The sequence below is a fragment of the Thermoanaerobacter sp. X514 genome (assembly GCF_000019065.1).
Taxonomy (GTDB): domain Bacteria; phylum Bacillota; class Thermoanaerobacteria; order Thermoanaerobacterales; family Thermoanaerobacteraceae; genus Thermoanaerobacter; species Thermoanaerobacter pseudethanolicus.
This window is the reverse complement of the sequence record NC_010320.1, coordinates 2,432,194-2,457,259: the sequence shown is the minus strand read 5'-3', so window position 1 is coordinate 2,457,259 and position 25,066 is coordinate 2,432,194. Positions and strand designations below refer to the sequence as shown.

27 protein-coding genes and 1 pseudogene are annotated in these 25,066 nt (G+C 34.3%); 27 read left to right on the top strand and 1 reads right to left on the bottom strand.

Going from position 1 to position 25,066, the window contains the following annotated elements:
* Positions 1-315 precede the first annotated feature (315 nt).
* The 17 genes from rpmH (at position 316) to cphA (ending at position 16,426) form a co-directional block, all read left to right on the top strand.
* Positions 316-450, top strand: a complete 135-nt coding sequence (gene rpmH / locus TETH514_RS12130) for a 50S ribosomal protein L34 (RefSeq protein ID WP_003867410.1) — start codon at positions 316-318, stop codon at positions 448-450.
* A 36-nt stretch (positions 451-486) separates the two neighbouring features.
* On the top strand, positions 487-837 hold the full coding sequence (gene rnpA, locus TETH514_RS12125; protein WP_009052053.1) for a ribonuclease P protein component: 351 nt from the start codon (positions 487-489) through the stop codon (positions 835-837).
* Positions 834-1,043: a membrane protein insertion efficiency factor YidD gene (gene yidD, locus TETH514_RS12120; RefSeq protein WP_009052054.1), complete on the top strand. Its 210-nt coding sequence runs from the start codon at positions 834-836 to the stop codon at positions 1,041-1,043. The genes rnpA and yidD overlap by 4 nt, the downstream gene beginning before the upstream one ends.
* 18 nt (positions 1,044-1,061) lie before the next feature.
* Complete coding sequence (locus TETH514_RS12115; RefSeq protein ID WP_009052055.1) at positions 1,062-1,682, top strand: YidC/Oxa1 family membrane protein insertase; 621 nt, start codon at positions 1,062-1,064, stop codon at positions 1,680-1,682.
* Between the two features lies 1 nt (position 1,683).
* A complete protein-coding gene (gene jag, locus TETH514_RS12110) occupies positions 1,684-2,304 on the top strand; it encodes an RNA-binding cell elongation regulator Jag/EloR (protein ID WP_009052056.1) in 621 nt (206 codons plus the stop codon).
* 93 nt (positions 2,305-2,397) lie between these two features.
* Complete coding sequence (mnmE, locus tag TETH514_RS12105) at positions 2,398-3,780, top strand: tRNA uridine-5-carboxymethylaminomethyl(34) synthesis GTPase MnmE (protein ID WP_012268801.1); 1,383 nt, start codon at positions 2,398-2,400, stop codon at positions 3,778-3,780.
* Positions 3,781-3,788: 8 nt separating this feature from the next.
* On the top strand, positions 3,789-5,690 hold the full coding sequence (gene mnmG, locus TETH514_RS12100; RefSeq protein ID WP_003867415.1) for a tRNA uridine-5-carboxymethylaminomethyl(34) synthesis enzyme MnmG: 1,902 nt from the start codon (positions 3,789-3,791) through the stop codon (positions 5,688-5,690).
* Complete coding sequence (gene rsmG, locus TETH514_RS12095) at positions 5,671-6,393, top strand: 16S rRNA (guanine(527)-N(7))-methyltransferase RsmG (protein WP_009052058.1); 723 nt, start codon at positions 5,671-5,673, stop codon at positions 6,391-6,393. The genes mnmG and rsmG overlap by 20 nt, the downstream gene beginning before the upstream one ends.
* A 339-nt stretch (positions 6,394-6,732) precedes the next feature.
* Positions 6,733-7,179, top strand: a complete 447-nt coding sequence (locus TETH514_RS12090) for an NUDIX domain-containing protein (RefSeq protein ID WP_003867417.1) — start codon at positions 6,733-6,735, stop codon at positions 7,177-7,179.
* Positions 7,180-7,281: 102 nt separating this feature from the next.
* Positions 7,282-8,088 carry a nucleoid occlusion protein gene (gene noc, locus TETH514_RS12085; RefSeq protein WP_003867418.1) on the top strand — a complete coding sequence of 269 codons (807 nt, stop codon included), beginning with the start codon at positions 7,282-7,284 and terminating at the stop codon, positions 8,086-8,088.
* A gap of 119 nt (positions 8,089-8,207) precedes the next feature.
* Entirely contained in the window at positions 8,208-8,975 is a 768-nt protein-coding gene (locus TETH514_RS12080) for a ParA family protein (RefSeq protein ID WP_003867419.1), read from the top strand.
* 24 nt (positions 8,976-8,999) lie between these two features.
* Complete coding sequence (locus TETH514_RS12075; protein WP_003867420.1) at positions 9,000-9,860, top strand: ParB/RepB/Spo0J family partition protein; 861 nt, start codon at positions 9,000-9,002, stop codon at positions 9,858-9,860.
* A 476-nt stretch (positions 9,861-10,336) separates the two neighbouring features.
* Entirely contained in the window at positions 10,337-11,479 is a 1,143-nt protein-coding gene (locus TETH514_RS12070; protein WP_009052059.1) for an aminotransferase class V-fold PLP-dependent enzyme, read from the top strand.
* Between the two features lie 19 nt (positions 11,480-11,498).
* Positions 11,499-12,002 carry a DUF4446 family protein gene (locus tag TETH514_RS12065; RefSeq protein ID WP_003867422.1) on the top strand — a complete coding sequence of 168 codons (504 nt, stop codon included), beginning with the start codon at positions 11,499-11,501 and terminating at the stop codon, positions 12,000-12,002.
* Between the two features lie 19 nt (positions 12,003-12,021).
* A complete protein-coding gene (locus TETH514_RS12060; protein ID WP_009052060.1) occupies positions 12,022-12,894 on the top strand; it encodes a diacylglycerol kinase family protein in 873 nt (290 codons plus the stop codon).
* An 83-nt stretch (positions 12,895-12,977) separates the two neighbouring features.
* Positions 12,978-13,799 carry a cyanophycinase gene (locus TETH514_RS12055; protein WP_003867424.1) on the top strand — a complete coding sequence of 274 codons (822 nt, stop codon included), beginning with the start codon at positions 12,978-12,980 and terminating at the stop codon, positions 13,797-13,799.
* Positions 13,796-16,426, top strand: a complete 2,631-nt coding sequence (gene cphA / locus TETH514_RS12050; protein ID WP_009052061.1) for a cyanophycin synthetase — start codon at positions 13,796-13,798, stop codon at positions 16,424-16,426. The genes TETH514_RS12055 and cphA overlap by 4 nt, the downstream gene beginning before the upstream one ends.
* Positions 16,427-17,007: 581 nt before the next feature.
* Here the strand turns inward: cphA and yyaC are convergent.
* The gene (yyaC, locus tag TETH514_RS12045) at positions 17,008-17,571 is read right to left on the bottom strand and encodes a spore protease YyaC (protein ID WP_009052062.1); all 564 of its coding nucleotides are present in this window, start codon (positions 17,569-17,571) and stop codon (positions 17,008-17,010) included.
* A 151-nt stretch (positions 17,572-17,722) separates the two neighbouring features.
* On the opposite strand from yyaC, the gene TETH514_RS12040 reads away from it, so the two are divergent.
* From TETH514_RS12040 to dnaB, 10 genes and pseudogenes are all read left to right on the top strand, one after another.
* Positions 17,723-18,574, top strand: coding sequence for a mechanosensitive ion channel family protein (locus TETH514_RS12040; protein ID WP_009052063.1), 852 nt, complete (start codon positions 17,723-17,725; stop codon positions 18,572-18,574).
* 79 nt (positions 18,575-18,653) lie between these two features.
* Positions 18,654-18,860: a DUF951 domain-containing protein gene (locus tag TETH514_RS12035; protein WP_003867429.1), complete on the top strand. Its 207-nt coding sequence runs from the start codon at positions 18,654-18,656 to the stop codon at positions 18,858-18,860.
* A 67-nt stretch (positions 18,861-18,927) separates the two neighbouring features.
* A complete protein-coding gene (rpsF, locus tag TETH514_RS12030) occupies positions 18,928-19,215 on the top strand; it encodes a 30S ribosomal protein S6 (protein WP_003867430.1) in 288 nt (95 codons plus the stop codon).
* 31 nt (positions 19,216-19,246) lie between these two features.
* Complete coding sequence (locus TETH514_RS12025; protein ID WP_003867431.1) at positions 19,247-19,699, top strand: single-stranded DNA-binding protein; 453 nt, start codon at positions 19,247-19,249, stop codon at positions 19,697-19,699.
* Positions 19,700-19,714: 15 nt separating this feature from the next.
* Positions 19,715-19,981, top strand: coding sequence for a 30S ribosomal protein S18 (gene rpsR / locus TETH514_RS12020; RefSeq protein WP_003867432.1), 267 nt, complete (start codon positions 19,715-19,717; stop codon positions 19,979-19,981).
* Between the two features lie 80 nt (positions 19,982-20,061).
* Positions 20,062-20,370 carry a MazG-like family protein gene (locus tag TETH514_RS12015; protein WP_003867433.1) on the top strand — a complete coding sequence of 103 codons (309 nt, stop codon included), beginning with the start codon at positions 20,062-20,064 and terminating at the stop codon, positions 20,368-20,370.
* A gap of 4 nt (positions 20,371-20,374) precedes the next feature.
* The gene (locus TETH514_RS12010) at positions 20,375-21,283 is read left to right on the top strand and encodes a YybS family protein (protein ID WP_009052064.1); all 909 of its coding nucleotides are present in this window, start codon (positions 20,375-20,377) and stop codon (positions 21,281-21,283) included.
* 18 nt (positions 21,284-21,301) lie between these two features.
* Positions 21,302-23,268, top strand: a pseudogene (locus tag TETH514_RS12005) (DHH family phosphoesterase).
* Complete coding sequence (gene rplI / locus TETH514_RS12000) at positions 23,265-23,708, top strand: 50S ribosomal protein L9 (RefSeq protein ID WP_003867437.1); 444 nt, start codon at positions 23,265-23,267, stop codon at positions 23,706-23,708. Before TETH514_RS12005 ends, rplI begins: the two are co-directional and overlap by 4 nt.
* Positions 23,709-23,730: 22 nt before the next feature.
* The gene (dnaB, locus tag TETH514_RS11995) at positions 23,731-25,059 is read left to right on the top strand and encodes a replicative DNA helicase (protein ID WP_009052066.1); all 1,329 of its coding nucleotides are present in this window, start codon (positions 23,731-23,733) and stop codon (positions 25,057-25,059) included.
* Positions 25,060-25,066: the final 7 nt, after the last annotated feature.

Genomic DNA, 25,066 nt, shown 5'->3' with positions numbered 1-25,066 from the left:
ATTAAAATACCTTGATTATAAATATGATGAATAAGGAAACTAACATTGAAATAACAACTTATCCACAAACTTATCAACAACTTGTGAATAAGTTGTTATTTCTGTGGCTACAATTTACTCAAGTTATCAACAGTTTAATTTTATAATAGCAAATTATCAACAGATTATCAATAAGAAAAATAATTTTGTCTACAGGTGTGTGTAGATGATTCTTAAGTTGTTGATAATTTTCTTATTTTAAAAAGTCTTGTTGACATCCTCCTTAATTAACGTTATAATTTTTATAGCATTTTTTAGGTTTTAGGAGGTGTGGCAATGCTTCGCACTTATCAACCCAAAAAAAGACATAGAAAAAAAGTGCACGGTTTTAGAAAGAGAATGTCTACCAAAAGCGGTCGCAATGTTTTAAAAAGAAGAAGACAAAAAGGTAGACATAGATTGACAGCGTGAGGCCTTTAGGGCCTTTTTTACAATCCGGAGGTATAAATGAGGAGAAAGATTGTAAAAATTAAAAAAAGTTATGAATTTAAAAAGGTTTATTCAAATGGAAAATCTGTTGCTAATCAGTTTGTTGTAATGTATTATATGGAAAATAATTTAGGTTTTAATAGAGTTGGCTATTCAGTGAGTAAAAAAATAGGTAAAAGTGTGGTAAGAAATAGAGTTAGAAGGCTTTTACATGAAAGTTTTAGACTTTTAGATATTGAGATAAAAACAGGTTTTGATATAATTTTTGTCGCAAGAGGAAAAATTGTAGAGGCTGATTTTCACACTTTAAAAAATTCCATGAGAAAATTAATTATGAAAACACCTCTTTATGCGGGGAATGAAAAATGAAAAATGTTGTTATTTTTTTAATTAAGTTGTATCAAAGATATATTTCGCCTATGAAGCCAAGGAGCTGTAGATTTTACCCAACTTGTTCTCAATATTCTATAGAAGCAATATCAAAGTATGGACTTTTAAAGGGCGGAATTATGTCAATTTGGCGGATTTTAAGGTGCAATCCCTTTAATCCCGGGGGATATGACCCTGTAAAATAAATTTTTGGAGGTATTATTATGACAACAATTGCTGTGTATTTAGGACAGTTGTTAGAATTTATACATCATTATGTAGGAAATTATGGTATCGCTATAATTATTTTTACTATTTTAATAAGAATACTTCTTTTGCCTTTTTATATACAGCAAATGAATACGATGAAAAAGATGAAAGAAATACAACCTCTTGTGCAGGAGCTTCAAAAGAAGTATGCTAAAGACCCTCAAAAATTAAACATGGAAACAATGAAATTGTATCAAGAGAAGAAAGTAAATCCCTTTGGTGGATGTTTACCTATGCTTTTGCCTTTGATAATATTGTGGCCGCTTTTTACAATGCTTAGAACTTATCCAGCTTTTTCAACTGCTTCTTTTTTATGGATACATAGTCTTGCACAAAAGGACCCTTATTATATAATTCCTATTTTAGCTGCTGTGACTACTTATATATCTTCTGCCATGGTAGCAACAGACAAAAGTCAAAATTCTATGAATATAATGATGTCAATTTTTATGGGATGGATAACTGTTTCTCTGCCGGCAGGAGTAGGAATATATTGGGTTACAAGCAATATATTTCAGATAGTGCAGCAGTATATTTTTATGAGAGAGACAAATACTGCTAAGGGGGAATCATAAGTTGAAAGAGCTTATAAGGACAGGCAAGACGGTGGAAGAAGCTGTAAATCTTGCCTTACAGGAATTTGGCGTACCGAGGGAAATGGTACAAGTGGAAGTGTTGGATGAAGGGGGTAAAGGTTTTCTAGGTCTTATAAGCAAGCAGGCGATAGTCAAAGTAATTTTAAAAGATGTAATAAAGGAGAGCGCTAAAAATTTTTTACAGCAAGTAATTGAGGCGATGAAATTAGATGTTAAGTTTGATATAGAAGAAGATGAGGATACTATAAAGTTTAATTTATATGGAAAAAATGTGGGGTTGTTGATAGGTCATAGGGGTGAGACATTAGATTCATTGCAATATCTTGTAAATGTTGTTGCCAGCAAGTATAGAGAATATGATAGATATAGAAGAATTATATTAGATGCAGAAAATTATAGAAAAAGAAGGGAAGAGACTCTAATTAGGCTTGCGAAAAAATTAGCCAAACAAGTAATGGAGACAAAAGAAAGCGTTGAATTAGAGCCTATGAGTCCTAATGAAAGGCGAATAATTCACATGGCTTTGCAGGACCATCCATATGTAGAGACTTATAGTGAAGGAGAGGAGCCTAATAGAAGAGTCATAATAGCTTTAAAATAATACCCTGTCAAGGGTTTTTTTTATATTTCTGATTGAAAAAGTGAAAACATTGGTATATTATTTTATAAGACAATTTTTTGGTTGGTGATGAAAATGGTTTTTGATACAATTGCAGCTATTTCCACTTTTCCAGGGGAAGCAGGAATTGGAATAGTTAGATTAAGTGGAGATGATGCTTTAGAAATAATTTCAAAAATTTTTAAACCCTATAAGTCTAAAGATATAAAAAAAGTGAAAAGTCATACTTTACATTATGGACATATAGTAGACCCTGAAACAGAAGAAGTTTATGATGAAGTTTTGGTATCTATTATGGAAAAACCTAATACTTATACGAGGGAAGATATAGTTGAAATAAATTGTCATGGAGGTATAGTAGTTACTTCCAAAATTCTTGAACTAGTATTAAAGCAAGGAGCGAGACTAGCGGAGCCAGGAGAATTTACAAAGAGGGCTTTCTTAAACGGAAGAATTGATTTGTCTCAGGCAGAAGCGGTCATAGATATAATAAGGGCAAAAACTATGCTTGCTAATAGATATGCTCAGAAACAGTTGGTTGGATATGTTGGAAGTAAAATAAAGGAAATGAAAGATAAAATCATGGGTCTATTAGTCCATCTTTTAGCTTTAATAGATTTTCCTGAAGAAGATGTGGAAGAACTTGAGAGAAAAGAAATATTAGAAACTGCTAAGGAAATAGTAGAAGATATCGATAAACTCATTGCATCTTCTGAAAGTGGAAGGATTATAAGAGAAGGACTTAAAACTGCCATAATTGGTAAACCAAATGTGGGTAAATCTTCTCTTTTAAATGCCTTATTAAAAGAAAATAGAGCCATTGTCACAGATATACCAGGAACTACCAGAGACATTATTGAAGAATATGTTAATGTAAAAGGTATTCCAATAAAGCTTATTGATACAGCAGGAATTAGAGATACAGATGAATTGGTGGAAAAAATAGGGGTTACTAAAAGCAAAGAAGTTCTGGCTGAAGCAGATTTAATATTGTTTGTGCTGGATGCCTCAAGAGAGTTGACTAAAGAAGACTACGAAATTTTTGACATTTTAACAGGTAAAAACATCATATTTGTGTTGAATAAGATAGATCTACCTAAAAAAATTGATGAAAAAGAATTAAAAGATCTTACCAAAGATGGTATAATAATAGAGGTTTCGACTGTTGAAAAAATTGGATTAGAAGAATTAGAAAACACTATTTATAATTTGGTGTTTAGAGGAGACATAAGTTTGAGGGAAGATGAAATAGTCATAAATTCGCGGCACAAAGAAGCGCTCATTAATGCTAAAAAGTATATGGAAAGCTGTGTTGAAGCTATTGAAGGGGGGTATAGTGAAGACCTAATTACAATTGATTTAAATGCGGCTCTTGACCAATTAGGTAAAATTACTGGAGAGACGGCAACTGAGGATTTAATAAATGAAATTTTTGAGAGATTTTGTGTGGGAAAGTAGGTGAAAGTATGAATTTTATTGCTGGTGAATACGATGTTGCAGTTGTTGGGTTGGGACATGCGGGCAGTGAGGCTGCTCTCGCTTGTGCAAGGTTGGGACTTAAAACAGTGGGTTTTGCTGTCAACTTAGATTCTATTGCTTTGATGGCTTGCAATCCTTCTATTGGAGGCCCTGCCAAGGCTCAGTTGGTGAGAGAGATTGACGCTTTAGGTGGGGAAATGGCTATAAATACAGACAAATCTTTATTACAAATTCGTACTTTGAATACCAGTAAAGGCCCTGCTGTAAGGTCTTTGAGAGCACAAGTTGACAAAAAACTTTACCAGATGAACATGAAGTACACTTTAGAAAGACAAGAAAACCTTGATATAAAACAGGCGGAAATTGTAGACATTTTGGTAGAAGACAACAAAGTTACAGGGGTTGTAACAAAATTAGGTGCGATATATAAATGTAAAGCTTGTATTATTACTACAGGTACCTTCTTAAAAGGAAGAGTTATAATTGGTGATGTAAGTTTTGACAGTGGACCTAGCGGACTTTTTCCAGCTAATCAGCTTTCTGAGACTTTGAAAAGATTAGGTTTTAAATTGATGAGATTTAAAACAGGTACTCCTGCGAGAGTTGATAAAAGAAGTATTGATTTTTCCAAAATGGAAATACAGCCGGGGGATGAAGTCATTACTCCTTTTTCCTATATGCATGATAAAATCGAAATAGAACAGTTGCCCTGTTGGCTCACTTATACGAATAAAAGAACTCATGAAATAATAATGGCAAATATTCACCGTTCTCCTCTTTTTAGTGGTGAAATAACAGGGGTAGGAGTAAGATACTGTCCTTCTATTGAAGATAAAGTTGTAAAGTTTCCTCACAAAGAAAGACATCAAATTTTTATTGAACCAGAAGGATTAAATACTTATGAAATGTATGTACAAGGTATGTCTTCTAGTTTGCCTGAAGATGTGCAACTGGAATTTTTGAGGACTGTTCCTGGCCTTGAAAATGTAAGAGTGATGAGGCCAGCTTATGCTATTGAATATGACTGTATAGACCCAACGCAATTAAAAGCTACTTTAGAATCTAAAAAAATTGAAGGGTTGTACTTTGCAGGACAAGTCAATGGTACATCTGGATATGAAGAAGCGGCTGCTCAAGGTTTGATGGCGGGAATAAATGCTGCTATGAAGCTTTTAAACAAACCTTCTGTGATTTTGGATAGGTCTCAAGCTTATATAGGAGTGTTGATTGATGATTTAGTTACAAAAGGTACAAATGAGCCTTATAGGATGCTTACTTCGAGAGCTGAATATAGACTTTTATTAAGACAAGATAATGCAGATTTTAGATTGACAGAACTAGGGTATAAAATCGGCCTTGTAACAGAAGAAAGATATCAAAAATTTTTAAAGAAGAAGATCCAGTTAGAAAAAGAAATGCGAAGACTTCTTGGCGTTATGATAAAACCTTCTGAGGAAGTCAACAATTTTCTCATATCTAAAGGAAGTACTCCTTTAGTTACAGGAGTTGACCTTTATACTTTGCTAAAGCGACCTGAAATTGATTATAAGTCTACTAAATTTTTGGATAAAAACAGGCCCGATGATATTTTAGACAGTGTTGCTGAACAAATAGACATAAATATTAAATATGAAGGATATATAATGAAACAACTAAGGCAAGTTGAACACTTTAAAGCATTAGAAAACAAAAAGATTCCAGAAGATATTGATTATTATCAAATTCATGGTTTAAGCAATGAAGCAAAAGAAAAATTGACAAAAATAAGACCTACTTCAATTGGACAGGCTTCTCGTATTTCAGGAGTTTCGCCTGCTGATATTTCTGTGCTTTTAATTTACATGCAGCAGTTAAGGAGAAATAAAGAAGATGAAGAACAAATCGGTTGAAATGCTAATTGAGGGCGCTAAAGAGTGGGGTATATTTTTGGAAATGTTCCATGTGGAACATTTCCAAAAATATTATGCTCTTTTATTGGAATGGAATCAGAAGATGAATTTAACGGCAATTACAGAAGAAAGTGAAGTTGTGATTAAGCATTTCTTAGATAGCTTATCTGTGGTTAAGAGTGGAAAAATAAAAGAGGAAGAAAAAATTATAGATGTTGGTACAGGTGCTGGTTTTCCTTGTATTCCTTTAAAAATTGTGTTCCCTAAATTAAAAGCTACTCTTTTAGACTCTTCTAAAAAAAGAATTACTTTTTTAGAAGAGGTTATAAATAAATTGGGTATAAATGAAATAGAATTAATTCACGGAAGAGCAGAAGATATAGGAAAAGACATAAAATATAGAGAACAATTTGATTTATCCGTGGCAAGAGCTGTTGCACCTTTAAATATTTTGTTGGAGTACACTCTTCCTTTTGTAAAAGTAGATGGTTATTTTATTGCTTTAAAAGGAAGAGAGATTGAAGAGGAAATAGAAAATAGTCAAAGAGCTTTGAAGGAATTAAAGGGGGAAATCGAGGAAGTAAAGGAAATTAAACTTCCTTATAGTGATATAGTTCATCATTTGGTGATTATTAAAAAAATAGACAATTGCCCTACAAAGTATCCTAGAAGGGCAAATGCTATACAAAGATCTCCTTTATAAACTTAAAGGAGAAAATTTCGGCGACTAAACATAAGCTTCCCCTCGGACTCCGGCAGGGTTCCGGGCACATTCGGCGTCCTTGCCTTAGTGCCCGCCTTCGCCCTCCTTGGCTTCGGCCCTGCCTCCGTTCCTCGGTCTCGCTAAGTTTAGTTGTTGCTTTGTAACAAGTCGCTTCACAAATGCAAAATGCTTCTTTTATATGAAAAAAGGTTTGTCTACAGTCTGGCAGTCTAAAATTACTTTTAGACTGTTTTTTTTATTTTTATAAAATTTTTTGTGGTATAATTTTAATATAAATATCCTAAATAACTTACCAATCTTGGAATGAGGGAAGAAAAAATGTTAAAATTTAGAGCGAGCTTTTTAGTTGCGAGAGTGGTCATTGTTGAAGAAGGAAAAGTTCTCTTAGTAAAACATCAAGATGGGGAGGAAATAGCATGGGTTTTTCCTGGAGGCAGAGTAGAAGAAAATGAGTCAGTAGCAGCAGCTGCTATAAGAGAATGTAAAGAAGAGACAGGCTATGACATTAAACTTAAAGGTGTCTGTTATATTCAGGAATATGATATTTACTATGTGACGTATTTTTATTCTTCTATTATTGGGGGAAATTTGACCTTAGGGAGTGACCCTGAATTTCCTAAAGAGAAACAGATTTTAAAAGAGGTAAAATGGATTGACCTTAAGGATTTGAAAAACTATCAAGTTTATCCCCAAAAATTGGCAGAGCTTATACAGCAAAAAAATTTTTTTAATAACCTTATTCCAATTCCCGAAACTTTTTTATAATTTTTAACAATATATTTGAATTTAAGGAGGAATTTTACATTATTTGTCGAATATATATTGTAGAAAAATTTTTTAATTGTTTTAAGAGCGGGGTGTGTAAAAGTGGTATCGAGTAAAACACAAGAAATTTGTTATTTGCCTATTGATTCAATAAGGCCTAATCCATATCAGCCGCGAAAGAACTTTGATATAAAGAATTTACAAGAATTAGCAGAGTCCATTAAAGCTTATGGGGTATTGCAACCTATTACTGTAAGAATGGTGTACAATAATTTTTATGAGTTAGTAGCGGGGGAAAGGCGGTTAAGGGCTTCTAAATTGGCAGGTCTTGCGGAGATACCAGCGATAATTATAAACGCGCAAGATGAAGACTCGGCTGTTTTAGCTTTAATTGAAAATTTACAAAGAGAAAATCTCAATTTTATTGAAGAGGCGGAAGCATATTACAATTTAATAAACGACCACCATTTAACACAGGAACAATTAGCAAGGATTTTGGGTAAAAGCCAATCAACTATTGCTAACAAATTAAGGATTTTGAAGCTTAGCAAAGAGATAAAAGAACAGCTATTGGAAAATGATTTAACGGAGCGGCATGCCAGGGCACTTTTGAGACTTCCTGATGAAGAGCTACAAAAAAAGGCACTAGAAATAATTATAAAGAAAAAATTAAACGTGAGTCAAACAGAAAAATTGATACAAGACATGATAGACAAAATAACAAAGCAACAGGAACAAGTTAAAAAAGAAAACAAAAAAATGATGAAATTTTATAAGGACATAAGAATTTTTGTAAATACAGTGAAACAAGCTGTAGATTTGATGAAAAAATCTGGTGTGCCGGCAGAGTATATTGAAAATGATAAGGAAGAGTATATAGAGTTTGTAATCAAAATTTCAAAAAAGTAAAAGTTTTTTCACCCCCCTTGATAATGTTCCATGTGGAACATTGATATAAACAATGATATAATAAACATATAAATTGATAACTCTTAAACCGGTATTTGCATGCAAAAGGGGGTGAAAAAATGGGCAAAGTTATTGCCATCGCAAATCAAAAAGGTGGAGTTGGTAAAACCACCACAACTATAAACTTAGGATATTCTTTAGCAACACAAGGGAAAAAAGTTTTATGTATAGATATAGATCCTCAAAGTAATATGACGAGTGGCTTTGGGATAAACCCGGCTTCTTTAAAGCACACTACATATACGGTACTGATTGAAGATGAAGACATAAGAAATGCAATAATACCTTTAAAGGATTTAAAAGTTTCAATTGTTCCATCTAGTATTCAATTGGCAGGGGCAGAGATTGAATTGGTCCCTATGCTTTCACGAGAATATAAATTAAAAAATGCTGTAAATCAAATTAAAGATGAATTTGATTATATATTAATAGATTGTCCTCCATCACTTGGACTTTTGACTATAAATGCTCTTACTGCTGCTGATTCAGTAATTGTTCCAATTCAGTGTGAATATTATGCTTTAGAAGGACTTACCCAGCTTATGAATACAATCAATCTTGTAAAAAAGAGTCTGAACCCTGAATTGGAAATAGAGGGTGTAGTTCTTACTATGTTTAACGCTCGGACAAACTTATCTATACAAGTGGTAGATGAGGTGAAAAAATTTTTTAAAGACAAAGTTTATGGAACAATTATTCCACGAAATATTCGCTTGGGGGAAGCACCAAGTTTTGGAAAACCAATTTCTATATATGACCCTAATTCTAAAGGAGCAGAGGCTTATGATGAATTGGCATTAGAAGTGATAGAAAGGGCAGGGATATGAAAAATTTACAAAGGTGGTGATGAAATGGCTGGTAAAAAGGGGTTAGGTAGAGGATTGCAGGCTCTTATACCGGAATATCGAACAGAGGAACCCCAAGGGGTAGAAACGATAAATATAGCCTATATTCATCCCAATCAATACCAACCGAGAAAACAGTTTGATGAAGATAGTTTAAAAGAATTATCAGAATCTATTAAACAACATGGGGTTATTCAGCCAATTATAGTAAGAAAGGTAGATTCTGGATATCAAATAGTAGCAGGGGAAAGACGTTGGAGAGCTGCTAAAATTGCGGGACTTTCTGAAATACCAGCAATTGTGAAGGATTTTGATGATTTACAGGTTATGGAAATAGCTTTGATTGAGAATTTGCAAAGGGAAGATTTAAATCCCATCGAGGAAGCTAAAGCATATAAAGCATTGATAGAACAATTTAATCTTACACAAGAAGAGATATCTAAAAAAATTGGCAAGAGCCGTTCAGTAATTGCAAATAGCATAAGGCTTCTAAATCTTGACGATAGAGTACAAGAAATGTTAGTGAAAGGTGATATAACAATAGGCCATGCAAAAGTTATACTTTCTTTGCCAAATAAAAATTTACAGTACGAGGCAGCAAAAAAAGTTGTTACAGAAAATTTAAACGTAAGAGAAACAGAAGATTTAGTAAAGAATCTATTGCGTAAAAATGAAAAAATCACGAAAAAGCTAAAGTCGAACAAGATAGATGTGCATGTTAAGGAAATAGAAGATAATTTATGCAGTTTTTTAGGAACAAAAGTAAAAATATCTCAAAAAAGTAAAGATAGGGGAATTATACAAATAGAATATTACAGTGAGGAAGATTTGACAAGAATTATTGAAATCATTTATGGAAAGGGCTAAAAAGTCTCCTATTTTTATGGAGGCTTTTAATTTTATCCAATTTTGCAGTAATTTTACCATTTTTAAAGCAAAACGAGAGATTTAATTAGGTACGTGTAAAATTTCAGTAGGTAATGTTGCTGACATTTTGCACAAGAGAAGCGACTTGACAGAGCAGAAGCTAAACTTAGCGAGACTGAGAGAGGTCGGCGGGGCCGGAGCCTTGTGAGGGCGGAGGCGGGCACTAATACAAGGATGTCGAATGTGCCCGGAACCCTGCCGGAGTCCGAGGTCGAGCGTTAGTTTAGCCTGCGATGTCACTGGAGCAAACTGTGCAAAATGTCAGCATATTATTTACCTATTAACTTTTGACACACACTTTAATTAGTTTTTTGTTGCTAATGAGAAAAAATAAATATAAAATATAGTTAAGAACCCTAAAAGGAGGTTTGCATATATTATAATATCGGGAGATTTAATTTAAAGGAGATAGGACTATGATTTATTTTGATAATGCTGCTACTTCTTGGCCTAAACCCGATGGAGTGTATAGGGAAGTAGAGAAAGTTTTAAGAAACTGCGGAAACCCTGGAAGAGGCGGACACAAAATGGCACTTGTATCAGGAAGGGTTATTTTTGAAGCCAGGCAAGAGATATGCAGCATTTTCAATATTAAAGACCCTATGAGAGTGGTATTTACATCTAATACAACAGAAGCTTTGAATATTGCGTTAAAAGGCCTTTTGAAAGAAGGAGATCATGTAATAACTTCTAGTATGGAGCACAATTCTATGATAAGACCCCTTATGGCGTTGAAAGAAAAGGGGATAGAAGTTACAATCGTGAAAGCAAATGAGGAAGGAAAGATTGACCCTGAGGATATAAGGAAAGCAATTACAACAAAAACAAAAATGATTGCCATAACCCATGCTTCCAATGTGACAGGTACAATAATGCCTATTGAGGAAATAGGAAATATTGCCCGGGAAATGAATTTAATTTTCTTGGTGGATGCAGCCCAGACGGCTGGAATATTGCCTATAGATGTAGAAAAACAAAACATCGACCTTTTAGCTTTTCCTGGCCACAAAGGATTGTACGGCCCTCAAGGTACAGGAGGATTATATGTAAGAGAAGGTATAGATGTATTGCCTCTTGAAGAAGGGGGAACGGGAAGTAAGTCAGAATCAATGTATCAACCTGATTTGATGCCAGACAAGTTAGAAAGTGGTACTCCTAATACTCCAGGGATTGCAGGACTAAAGGAAGGAGTGAAATTTGTAAAAAACATAGGTGTAAATGCTATATATCAACATGAAAGAAAGCTTACTAAAATGTTGATAGAAGGATTGGAGCAAATAAAAGAAGTTAAAATATATGGTCCACACGAAATAGAAGAAAGAGTTGGAGTAGTTTCAATAACATTAAAAGATAGAGATGTAGGAGAAATAAGTTATATTTTGGATAGAGACTTTGATATAGCCACTCGAGCGGGATTACACTGCGCTCCATTAGCCCATTCAACAATTGGCACATTAAAGACTGGTACTTTAAGATTTGGAATTGGATATTTTAACACTGAAGAAGAAGTAGAAAAAGCTATAAAAGCTATTGAAATAATTTCGCAAAAAGCATTCTGACGAATTGGAGGAGAAACTTATGCAAAATTTTTTAGATATTATTTCTCAAAATGCTACGCTGATTATTTTGTTTTTATCAGTTTTATCAATTATAGAATTAATTTTCATACTTATAATTAATGGGAAATTTTTAAGATTAAACAGGACTTATAATAAGATAATTAAAACATTGGAAAAAGGAGATGTCTTTGATATTTTTTCTAGAATCCTTACAGAGAATGAAGAGATAAAAAACAAACTAGATAAGTTAAGAATGGATTTAAATTCTTTAGATAAAGAAACAAAAACAGCAATTAAAAAAGTGGGAATAGTGCGGTATAATGCTTTTTCTGATGTTGGTTCTGATTTAAGCTTTTCTATTGCCTTATTAGATAGCAATGACAATGGTATTGTTTTGTCGGGAATATACGGCAGGAATGAGACGGCTACTTTTGCAAAGCCTATTGAAAGAGGGCAATCTAAATATCCTCTTTCTGCTGAAGAAGTACAAGCTATAGAAAGAGCCAAAAGAAAAGCTTTATAAAAAACAGGGAGTGATAACCATGATTGCGTTTATTGTGAACCCGGTGGCAGGTGGAGGAAGGGCCTATCGGAAGATTCCAGAAATTAGAAGAATTATGAAAAAGAAATTAATCAATTACAAAATTTTTATAACAAAATATGCAGGAGAAGGGAAAATATTAGCAAGAAAAGCAGCTCTTAGTGGATTTAAAGTTGTGGCGGCAGTAGGAGGAGATGGTACTGTACTTGAAGTAGTAAATGGAATAAAAGGTACACAGGCTGCACTGGGAATTATTCCTGTAGGGACAGGAAACGACTTTGCGAGATTTTTCCACATACCTAGAAAGTTAGAAAAGGCTATTGATGTGCTTATAATGGGTAATATTAAAATTATAGACGGAGCTGTGATAAACGATATATTAACTTTTGGAAATATTACAAGCACAGGCATCGCTTCTGAAACAGCGGTAATGGCTGTGCGGTTCAAAAAATTTTTATCAGGGATATGGGTATATTTGACTGCCCTTTTAAATGTCCTCTTTAAATACAAGCCCTATTCTGTAAAAATAAAAATGGATGATAAAGAGTTAAATAGAGAAATAACAATTTTTGCAGCGGGAGTTTTAAGCTATTATGGAGGCGGATTAAAGCTTTTGCCGGGTGCTGATCCTAATGATGGCTATTTAGATGTCATGATTGTTGACAAAATAAGTAAGATTAAATTATTGGTTTTATTGCCCTTAGTTCTTTTTGGAACCCATACTAAACTTAAAATTGTAGAAGTTTATAGAGCAAAAAAAGTAGAAATAGAGGCAGATCGAGAAGTACCGGTTACTGTCGATGGTGAAATATTATATAGCAAAAATCTGGAAATAAAAGTGGAAAAAGATGCAATAAAATTATGCACTCTGTAAATTTAATAGAGTATATTGCGTTAAACTCTCAGGAATAATAAATTATGAAACCTGAGAGTTTATTATTTTTTGGAGGCGGATAAATGGCGGAGGAAGTAAAAGGAAAGTTGGTTATCATAGGAGGAGCAGAAGACAAAGAGGACAAGTGCGAAATACTGAAAGAGGTTGTAAATTTAGCCGGAGGGAGAGAAAGTAAAATAGTAATAATGACAACAGCCACAGAAAAACCAGTGGAAGTCGGCAACTTGTATATTTCTATTTTTAAAAAATTGGGGGCAAATGATGTAAAAGTTGTAAATATAAATTCAAGGGAAGACAAAGAAATAAACTATGCAAGGGATGTACTTAAAGATTGCAGTTGCGTTTTTTTTACAGGTGGTGACCAATTGAGGATAACCAGTATTTTAGGAGGAAGTGGCATAGATAAATTGTTAAAACAATTGTATAAAGAAGGAACTTTAATTGTAGGTACAAGTGCAGGAGCTTCGGTGATGTCACAAACTATGATTGTGGAAGGAAATGATGAAGATTCTCCCAGGAAATGCACTATCAAAATGGCTCCTGGATTAGGTTTATTAAAAGACGTAATAATTGACCAACATTTTGCACAAAGAGGGCGCATTGGAAGGCTTCTTGCAGCAATTGCTCAAAACCCAAACAATCTCGGAATAGGGATTGATGAAGATACAGCTATAGTTGTGGAGAAAAATAGTTTTAGAGTAATAGGTTCAAATGCTGTGACAGTAGTGGAGGGAAGAAAGCTAAAACACTCTAATGTTTCTGAATCAAGTCCTAATGAAATTTTAGCCCTCACCAATATTATACTTCACATATTACCTCCCGGTTATGGTTATGATTTAGAAAATTGGGTACCCAAAGTCAAATTCAAGGAGGATAAAGTATGATTATTAAAGATATAAGGGTATATCGAGGGAGAAATATATACAGCCATAGACCTGTAATAAAAATGGTAGTAGATATAGAGAGATTGGATATTCCTACAAAAGATATACCCAACTTTAATGAGAAATTGATAAAATGGCTTCCTGGCCTGTCAAAACATAGTTGTTCTTACGGATATGAAGGGGGGTTTCTAAAAAGATTAGAGGAAGGCACCTATTTACCCCATGTGACAGAGCATATAATTTTGGAACTACAAAATATGTTAGGATATGATATAAAATTTGGAAGAGCGAGAAATATAGAAGGGGACCTGTATTATATAATTTATGAATATGGATTAGAAGAGTGTGGCATAAGAGTAGGGAAATTAGCGGTTGAAATGGTAAATAAATTTATACAAGGGGAAGAATTTGATTTAGAAGAGAGATTAGAAAAAATACGTAATATAATTGCTGAAATAGAACTAGGGCCTAGTACAATGGCCATAAAGAACGAAGCTTTAAAAGCAAGAATCCCAGTTACGAGGGTAGGAAATGGAAGTATTTTGCGGTTAGGTTATGGGAAATATCAAAAAATGATTGAAGGCACAATTTCACAAAATACCAGTTGCATTGCAGTAGACATAGCATCAGATAAAATCTTGACAAAACAGATTCTAAAAGACCATGGATTTCCTGTGCCGGAGGGAGATGTTGCTTACAATGAAGAAGAAGCAATTGCTATTGCAGAAGAAATTGGATATCCTGTCGCTATAAAACCTTACAACGGAAATCAAGGCAAAGGAGTTCATTTAAACATAACCAATAGAGAAGAAGTAAGTATAGCCTACAGAAACGCCAAAAGCTATAGTGACCTTGTTATTGTAGAAAAACATATACAGGGAAAACATTACAGAGTATTAGTTGTAGGTGAAAAAGTAGTAGCGGTAGCCGAAAAAATTCCTGCCCATGTAATAGGTGATGGAATTCACACTATTGAAGAATTAGTAGAAATGGAAAATAAAAATCCTTTAAGAGGAAAAGGCCATGAAAAACCCCTCACAAAACTCACAATAGATACTATTTCTAAAATGACCCTTAAAAAACAAGGATTTGACCTAGAAAATATCCCTAAAAAAGGGGAAAAAGTGTTTTTAAGGGAAAGCGCAAACTTAAGTACAGGAGGAATTGCAATAGACAAAACAGATGACATTCATCCATATAACATAGAAATTGCTGTAAGAGCGGCAAAAGCCATTGGCCTTGATATAGCTGGTATAGACATTACAATGGAGGACATAAAAAAGCCTCTAATTAAAGAAAATGGAGCAATAATTGAAATAAATGCATCTCCGGGCATAAGGATGCACCATTATCCTAGCAAAGGTAAACCTAGAAATGTAGCAAAGGCGATTGTAGATATGCTTTTCCCTAAAGGAAGCAAAGCTACTATACCTATTATATCTATTACAGGCACAAACGGGAAAACTACAGTCACCAGGATGACAGCTCATATTTTAAAAACTTATGGCTATACTGTAGGAATGACTTGTACTGACGGCATTTATATCGACGACACCTGTGTTTACAAAGGTGACAATACTGGCCCTAAAAGTGCAAAAACTTGTCTTGCTGATAAAAACATAGATGCTGCAGTGTTAGAAACAGCAAGAGGAGGTATTATAAGGGAAGGCTTAGGCTATGATTTGGCAGATGTGGGTGTAATAACCAATATTTCAGAAGACCATCTTGGCATTGATGGGATAGAGACTTTAGAAGACTTGGCTTTTGTTAAGGCTTTGGTGGTGGAAGCGGTAAAGGAAGACGGTTATAGTGTTTTAAATGCTGATGACCCGATGACCCCTTATTTGGCCCAAAGGGCAAAAGGGAAAATAATATATTTTTCAATGTATGATAATAACCTCACTGTAAAAAAACATATAGAAAAAGGCGGAATCGCAGTATATGTTAAAGACGGTGTCATCGTTATAGCGAATGGGCAAATAATTCCTGTTGTAAAGATAGAGGAGATTCCTGCAGCTTTGTCAGGGAAAGTTTTGTACAACGTGGAAAATGCTCTTGCAGCTATCGCTGCTTCTTATGGAGTAAAAGTGCCTATAAATATCATTGCAAAAGGTATAAAGACATTTTATTGCGATACTACACACAATCCTGGGAGGTTTAACTTATTTAATGTAGGTAATTTCCGTGTATTAGTAGATTATGGCCACAACATAGCTGGAATAAAAAGTGTAATAGAAGCAGCACAAAAACTTGATGCGAACAGGCTCATCGGTGTGATAGGAGTTCCAGGAGATAGAATAAATTCCAGCATATTAAAAGTAGGAGAAATTTGTGGTCAAGGATTTGACTTTATATATATAAAAGAAGATTTAGATTTAAGAGGTAGAAAACCGGGAGAAGTAGCTAAATTATTAGAACAAGGTGCAATAAAAGGGGGTATAGATAGGAAAAAAATAAAGACTATTTTAAAAGAGACAGAAGCATTAAGGGCGGCTATGTACAATGCTGAAGCAGGAGATTTAATAGTAGTCTTTTATGAAAAATATCAGCCAATTATAGAGGTGATAGAGGAGTTTATCAAAAACAAAGATTTGAAAAATATTGAAATAAAATTAGAAAGGGCTTGAGTTTAAGCCCTCAGTTTGTTGACAAAGTTAAAAAATATTCAAAGGAGATATTTTGCATCGTCGCTCCGATGTTCCAAAGCGACAAAACTAAAGCTCGACCTTCGGGCTCCGGCAGGGTACCGGGCACAATCGGCATCCATGCCTTAAGGTGCCCGCCTCCGCCATCCATGGCTTCGGCCCTGACTCCACCCTCGGTCTTGCTAAGTTTTGTTACCGCTTTGTAACAAGTCGCTCCTTATGCAAAATATCTCCTTTACGAAAGTTTGTCTACAGTCTGAGAGTTTAAAACTAAGCCCTCAGTTTGTTGACAAAGTATTATTATTTATTGGCATTTTTGCACAGTTTGCTCAGGGTGATAAAGTAGACTAAACTAAAACTCGACCTCGGACTCAGGCGGGGTTCCAGGCACATACGACTTCCCTGTCTCAGGTGCCCGCCTCCGCCGTCCTTGGCTGCGGCCTCGCCTTCGTCTGTCGGTCTCGCTAAGTTTAGTAACTACTTTATCACAGTCGCTTCACTTGTGCAAAACGCTAACAACCACATTTTATTCATAAAAAGGTTTGTCTATAATCTGAAGGGGCTTAAAACTGAGCCCTTACTTTGCTTTTTTCATATATTTCATTTATTGTCTTGTATATTCCCACAGAAATTATATCTGCCATTTTCATTACAGTTCTAAGTCTTGTATTTTGAAGCACCATGTATTCCATAAAACCAGAGATATTGACAATTCCTGTAACAAACATATCTCCTACAGGAGGCAGGTCTTTAGAAACCCCCGCTCCAGGCTTTATAGGTCCTTTTCCAACAGAGATATGACCTACGTGGTTTAAAGAACCCAAACAAGCGTCTATCGCTATCATAAAAGGACGTCCATAATTTAAATTTATGTACTTTAAAACCTGATGTATGTTTTTTGCATGTAGTGGTTCTTCTAAAGTACCAAAGACATGGGCTTTTCCTTTAAGAAGAGGCTTTAGTTTATGACCAATTAAAGGTCCTAAGCTATCCCCTGTGGACCTATCAGTCCCTATACACAGCAAAACTATTTCTTTTCGATAATCATATAGCTCTGTCAAGTAGCTAGAGAAAAATTTATAAAAATGTCCTACAGCACTTTTGTCTTCTATATTTATAAGCTCCATATGCTTCTCCTTTCTTGAGTTGATAAGCCTTACAAATATATTTTTGTCAACTATGTAAAATTAAATACAGGTAATTTACGGTTTTAATTGTTGAAAAACCTTTTTTACTTGTGTAATATAAAAATATAAAGAAAATAAAGTGGGTGATGGAATGGAGGCAATAGATCAACTATACCAAAAATTTTTAAATCTATATGATATAAAAATATTAAAAGTAACTTTCGATATCATAAAAATTTTAGTTATAGCTTTTATAGGTATAAAAATAGGGGACATACTTATATCAAGGTTTTACAAATTACACACAAAAGGAAAAATACAGCTTCCTGAAAGAAAGATAGGCACTTTAATGTCCCTTACCAAAAATATATTGAGATATGTCATTTATTTCATTGCGGTTGCTTCAATACTAAAAATTTTCAACATAGAAATGACATCAATATTGGCAGTTGCCGGAATTGGCAGTTTGGCTATAGGTTTTGGTGCTCAAAATCTAGTCAAAGACGTGATTTCTGGGTTTTTCATAATATTTGAAGATCAGTTTGGAGTTGGGGATTATATAACGATAAATAATTTTTCGGGTCTTGTTGAAGAAGTAGGACTTAGAATAAGCAAAATAAGGGATTTTTCAGGCGATTTACATATAATACCAAATGGAGAAATAAAGACTGTAACAAACCATACACGAGGCAGTATGAGAGCGCTTGTAAATGTAGGTATTCCTTATGAGGAAGACGTTGATAGAATAATAAATGTGCTCACTCAAATTTGTGAAGATATAAAAAAATCCAGGAATGATGTGATAGAGGGCCCTACAGTTTTGGGAATTACGGATTTTCAGGACTCGCAAGTTTTAATAACGATTATTGCGAAAACAGAGCCTATGAAACAATGGGAAGTTGAAAGGGATATAAGATACAGGATAAAAAAAGTATTTGATAGAGAAAAGATTACATTCCCGTATCCGCATACAGATGTTACAATAACAAATATTGACACATAACTTGGTTAGTAATGTGTGAAAATCAAAGCACCTTTTCGGTTGATTTATTAAGTTCATAGATTGGTTAGAGGTGATTGCTTTGCCAAAAGAACTCCATGTAGGAGATATTGTAAAGATGAAAAAAAAGCATCCTTGTGGTTCTGATGAATGGGAAATTTTAAGAGTGGGTATGGATATTCGAATAAAATGTTTGAAATGCGGAAGAATGGTTTTGATGCCAAGAGCTAAATTTGAAAAGAGCATCAAAAAAATTTTAAAAACAGTTGAAAATCCCTCTGGACAATGATAGAATATGGATATGGATTGCCGCCTTGCCCTTTTTGGGGCCGTTTAGTCCAAAAGGAGGTGAAAAGATGAGGTCATACGAGACAATGTACATTCTCTCTCCAGATTTAAGTGAAGAGGAAAGAAAAGGCTTAATAGAAAGATTTAAAAACCTCATCATTGAAAATGGTGGAGAAATAACCAATTTTGATGAATGGGGTAAGAGAAAATTAGCCTATCTAATTGACAAAAAGCCTGAGGGATATTATGTACTGATGAACTTTAACAGCGACTCAAAGGTTTCTCAGGAATTGGAGAGAGTTTATAAGATCACAGATGGCGTTTTGAGATATTTAATAATAAGAACTGACGAATGATCATTTATTAATATAAAAAGGTGGGTTAAAAATGTTAAATAAGGTTATTTTAATAGGCCGTCTTACAAAAGACCCTGTGATGAGGTATAGTGCTAACATGGTTCCTGTTACCACATTTACATTAGCGGTTAACAGGAATTATGTTACTCAAAGCGGGGAAAGGCCTACAGATTTCATACCCATCGTAACTTGGAGAAAACTTGCAGAAATTTGCGCTAACAATTTAAAAAAAGGCAGGTTAATAGCGGTAACTGGAAGCATTCAAACCCGAACATGGGATGATAATAGCGGCAATCGACATTGGGTTACTGAAGTAGTAGCAGATGACGTGAGATTTTTAGAGCCGAAATCTGGTTTTGGCAGCAGTGGCAATGCTGAAGAAAATAGAGATTTTGATGAAGACTTTGACAGTGTATTTGAAGATATACCGGAAGAGTTTGAGGGTTTTACACCTATAGAGAGTGAAGATGATTTACCTTTTTAAAAAGGAGGTTGGAGAATGACAACAGCTAATACTACTGCAAAAGATAACGCAGCTACCAAAAAAAGAGGCAGAAAAGCGAAAAAGCGCGTTTGTGCTTTTTGCACAGATAATATAGACAAAATTGATTACAAAGATGTAGCAAGGTTGCGCAAGTACATCACAGAAAGAGGAAAAATTCTGCCGAGAAGAATTACAGGAAACTGTGCAAGGCATCAAAGGCAGCTTACAAAAGCTATTAAAAGAGCAAGACAGATTGCACTACTACCATATACAGTAGAATAATGATATAATTATAAGAGGGCGATGCCCTCTTTTAGTTTACTATTTAAAATAGCTGTCAAAAATAAAGGTGGAATAAAAGTATGAAAAATAATCTTGAGATTGCCAAAAATATTATGAGCATTGAAAATTTAAAAATAAACCTTTTAGGGAAAGTATATTCTCTCTTTAAAGCTTTTAACGAAGATGAAGATGGAGAAGTATTAATAGATAATCTTTGTGATATTTTAATTTTTGCCTATTTATTAGGAGAGAAATTAGGTTATGACTTTGAAGAAATAGATGAAGCGCTTCAAAAAAAACTCAAGCTTCAAATTATTGATAAAAACTTTGAAGGAGAATATAATTTTTCTGAGCTAGAAAGATACATAAAGGGTAGAAAACGGGAGTGATTTAATGGATTTACGAAAACTTACCAATGCGTCAATGATGACAGCAATGGCTGTAGTAATGACATTAATAGGCGTGTATATTCCACCCCTATTTGTGCTATTTTTTTTAGTACCAGCTCCCATTGCTATAACTTGTATAAGAAGTTCTGAATCTTATGCTATTGCATCATCTTTTGCTGTATTTATTGTAAATGTAATTTTTACAGACATAGGTACAGCTTTTACAAGTTTATTTTTTGCTTTACAAGGATTTGTTATGGGGTATTTAATATCGCAAAAACGTAAAGCTAGTGAGACACTTATAGATACTTCTATTGTGTCAATATTTGGTGTAGTTGTAATATTTTATTTCATAAAAGCGGCCTTCAAAATAAATGTAGTCGATCAGTTTTTTAAGGCAATTGATATGAGCACAAAAGAAGTATTATCTATTTATCAGGGACTTCCAAACTTTTCGGTTATAAAAAGCAATTTATTAGCGGTTCAAGAAATATTAAAGATGATTTTACCTGCATCCATACTAGTTACAGTTGTGGCTGTCATTTTAATTAATTATATAATTATATACAAAATCTTGAAAACTCAAAGGGTTTATATAGATGCACTTCCCTCTTTTGAAGAATGGAAAATGCCTTATGTCACAGGATGGATTTTTATTGGAGTGTTGTTATATCAATATTTTCTAAAGCAGCCTGAAGCAATAACTACTAATATAATAGTATTGCTTTCTCTAGGTTTTACGTTAGGAGGCTTGGCAGTAGTAAGATATTATTTAATTCATAGATTGAAGATGAAATCAATGGCTGCTAACTTAATCCTTGTATTTTTATTTCTTTTTCCTCTTACCTCTTGGCTACTTACCGTAATAGGTATTGTGGATACTAGCATGGATTTAAGAAAATACATGAGTTAGAAAACGAGAGGTGTTTTTGTGGATAAGAAATTTTATAAAATAATTTCTTCTGTCAATGTGATAAATATTTTGCTATCAGCTCTATTAATAGCTTTAATGTTTTACTACAACGAGATAATTGCTTCTATTTCATTAATCATCTTTCTTTATGTGCTTTTAAGTGAATACTACGGCGTAAAGAAAAAACGGTTAGAGTTAGATAAATATATAGAAGATATATTTTTCAATGTTGACAAGGCATCAAAAAGCGTTTTAGCAAAAATGCCAATTCCCGCCGTTATTTTAAATGATAACGGAGAAATCCTGTGGTATAACTTAAGCTATTCTCAGGTTTTTAATGAAAATGAAGAGATAAAGAAATTGATAAAAAAATATGCTGGAAACAAAATAGATGACAAAAAAAACCAAATAGAGTTCAATGGTCGGTACTATTCCACGTTAAAAGTAGATTCTCAAGCAAAAAGAAAAAAAGGGAAGGATCTAAGCTGTACTCTTTTATTCCTTGATAACACTGAATACATTCAGCTTAAGAAATCTTTAGCTTTCGATAGACCGGTGGTAGGGCATATAATAATTGACAACTACGAAGAAGCGATGATGGCAATAGAAGACATTAAAAAAGCGGTGGTTTCTTCAGAAATAGAAAAAAACTTTCAGAATGGGCTTCCTCAATAAAAGCTTTTATGAAAAAATATGATGATGATAAATACTTTGTCGTATTTAAAGAGGAAGGATTAAAAAGCTTAGAAGAAAATAAATTTGAAATATTGGATAAAGTAAGAGAAATTGGAGAAGAGATAAAAATCCCTTTGACTTTAAGCATAGGAATTGGAGCAGATGCCAATGACTTTTTAACCTTAAATGAATACGCCTCTAGCGCTTTAGATTTAGCATTAGGGCGAGGCGGAGACCAAGCAGTAATAAAAAGAGGAGATAAAATTTCATTTTATGGAGGAAGGACACAAGCTGTTGAAAAGAGGACAAAAGTAAAGGCGAGAGTAATTGCCCACGCTATAAAAGAGCTCATAAAAGAATCCTCTACCATTTTCATAATGGGTCATAACTTTATGGACTTTGATTCATTAGGTGCTGCAATTGGCATGTATAGAGCTTGCATGTCTTTAGGCAAAAAAGCCTATATAATCTTAGATAAGTCTAATGTAGCGATAGATGAATTGGTAAAGAAAATACAAAATACAAAAGGCTATGAAGATTTATTTATAAAAAGCAGTGAAGTTAAAAACAAGGTGGACCAAAACAGCCTTTTAATAGTGGTTGATACCCATAGACCAAGTTATCTTACTTATCCCGAAATTGTAGATATTATAGATAGAATAGTTGTAATAGACCACCATAGAAGAGGGAAAGAGTTTATTGACAAAGCCTTGTTTGTCTATTTAGAGCCTTATGCTTCTTCTGCTAGCGAATTAGTCACAGAAATTTTGCAGTATATAGTAGACAAGATTGACATAAAACCTATAGAAGCTGAGGCTTTAATGGCAGGAATATCAGTGGATACAAAAAATTTCACTTTCAGGACAGGTTCCAGGACTTTTGAAGCAGCCTCTTTTTTAAGAAGAAAAGGCGCAGATACAACATCTGTTAAGCAGCTTTTCCAAAATGACTTAGACTCTTATATTATAAAGGCTTCAATAGTGAAAAATGCCGAAATACTGGATAACGGCATTGCAATAGCAGTTAGCCCTCCAAATGCCAACAATCTCATCATAGCCCAGGCTGCTGATGAGCTCCTTACAATAAAGGGAGTACAAGCCTCTTTTGTCCTTTTAAAAAGAGAAGAAGATGTAGCCATAAGCGGACGCTCTCTTGGAGACATAAATGTTCAAGTTATCCTTGAAAAGCTCGGTGGAGGAGGACATTTAACTGTTGCAGGAGCTCAGGTCAAAAAACCTATAGAGGAAGTACTGCAAGACTTAAAAAATGCTATTAAAGAATATTTTGAGGAGGAAGGTGAAGGCAAGTGAAAGTTATATTAGTAAAAGATGTTAAAAATGTAGGAAAAGCAGGAGAAATTGTAAATGTCAGTGACGGCTATGGGAGAAATTATCTCCTTCCAAGAGGACTTGCCATAGAGGCTACAGAATCTAACGTAAAAGCACTTAATGAAAAGAAAAAGGCAGAAGAGAAAAAGAGACAGCAAGAATTAGAGGAAGCAAAAGAAATGGCACAAAAGCTTTCAAATTTAAGCTTAGTTTTAAAAGTAAAAGCAGGAGAAAATGGTAAACTTTTCGGCTCTGTCACTTCAAAAGACGTGGAAGAGGCTTTAAAGGAAAAAGGCTTTGACATTGATAAGAAGAAAATAGTCTTTAATGAAAATGTCAAGACTACAGGGACATATTATGTAGACATAAAACTTTATCAAGGGGTTACTGCAAAAGTGAAGGTAGATGTTGTGGCAGAGTAATTTAAATCAAGGGGGAATAAGGATGGAGTGGAGCAAAATCCCTCCACAAAACATAGAAGCTGAACAATCCGTCTTAGGGTCAATGCTTTTATCTAGAGATGCTATAATAGATGTGTCTGAAATAATAAAAGCTGATGACTTTTATAAAGAATCCCACAAAAAATTATTTGACGTAATGATGGAGATGTTTGAAAAAGACATCCCCGTTGACCTTGTGACAGTGGTTGATGAACTCAGAAAGCGCAACATGCTGGAGGCTGTTGGCGGAATCGATTATATAGCAAGTTTGTCTTCCAATGTCATCACCACTGCTAATGTATCTTACTATGCAAAGCTAATAAAGGAAAAAGCTACATTGAGAAGACTCATTGAGGCTTCTTCAGAGATTATGGAGTTAAGTTACGAAGGGGATGATGTAGAGACTGTCCTTGACATAGCAGAACAAAAAATATTTGATATAGCTCAAGGAAGAAACACTACTAATTTTTCACCTATAAAAGATGTCTTAATGAATACATTTTATAAAATAGAAGAACTTTACAAAAACAAAGGCCAGCTTACGGGAATTCCCTCTGGCTTTCCTGACCTTGACTTAAAAACTGCTGGCTTTCAGCCCTCTGACTTTATATTAGTCGCAGCAAGACCTTCAATGGGAAAAACCTCTTTTGCTTTAAATATTGCTCAAAATGCAGCTCTTTTGACAGGCCTTCCTGTTGCCATATTTAGCTTAGAGATGTCAAAAGAGCAGTTGGTAAACAGGCTTATCTGTTCTACTGCCAATATAGATAGCCAAAAGCTTAGGACAGGAAACCTTGATGAAGATGACTGGATGAAACTGGCAGCCGCGATGACTCCTCTTTCTAAAGCTCCTATCTATATTGATGATACCCCTGGAATTGGCGTAATGGACATAAGGGCGAAGTGCCGGCGCCTTAAACTAGAAAAAGGATTGGGCTTGGTGATGATAGATTATCTGCAGCTTATGCAGGGAAGAGGAAGGGCAGAAAACAGGCAACAAGAAATTTCAGAAATATCGAGGTCTCTTAAAAGTTTAGCAAGAGAACTCAATGTTCCTGTAATTACCCTTTCACAGTTGTCTCGCGCACCTGAGTCTAGGTCAGACCACAGACCTATTTTGAGCGATTTGAGAGAATCTGGAGCAATAGAGCAGGACGCTGACATAGTAATGTTTTTGTACAGAGATGATTACTATCATAAAGATTCTGAAAAGAAAAACATAGCAGAAGTTATAATTGCAAAACACAGAAATGGACCCACAGGTACAGTGGAACTTTTGTGGCTTGCACAGTATACAAAATTTGTAAGTCTTGATAAATATAGAATGGAATAATCTTTAG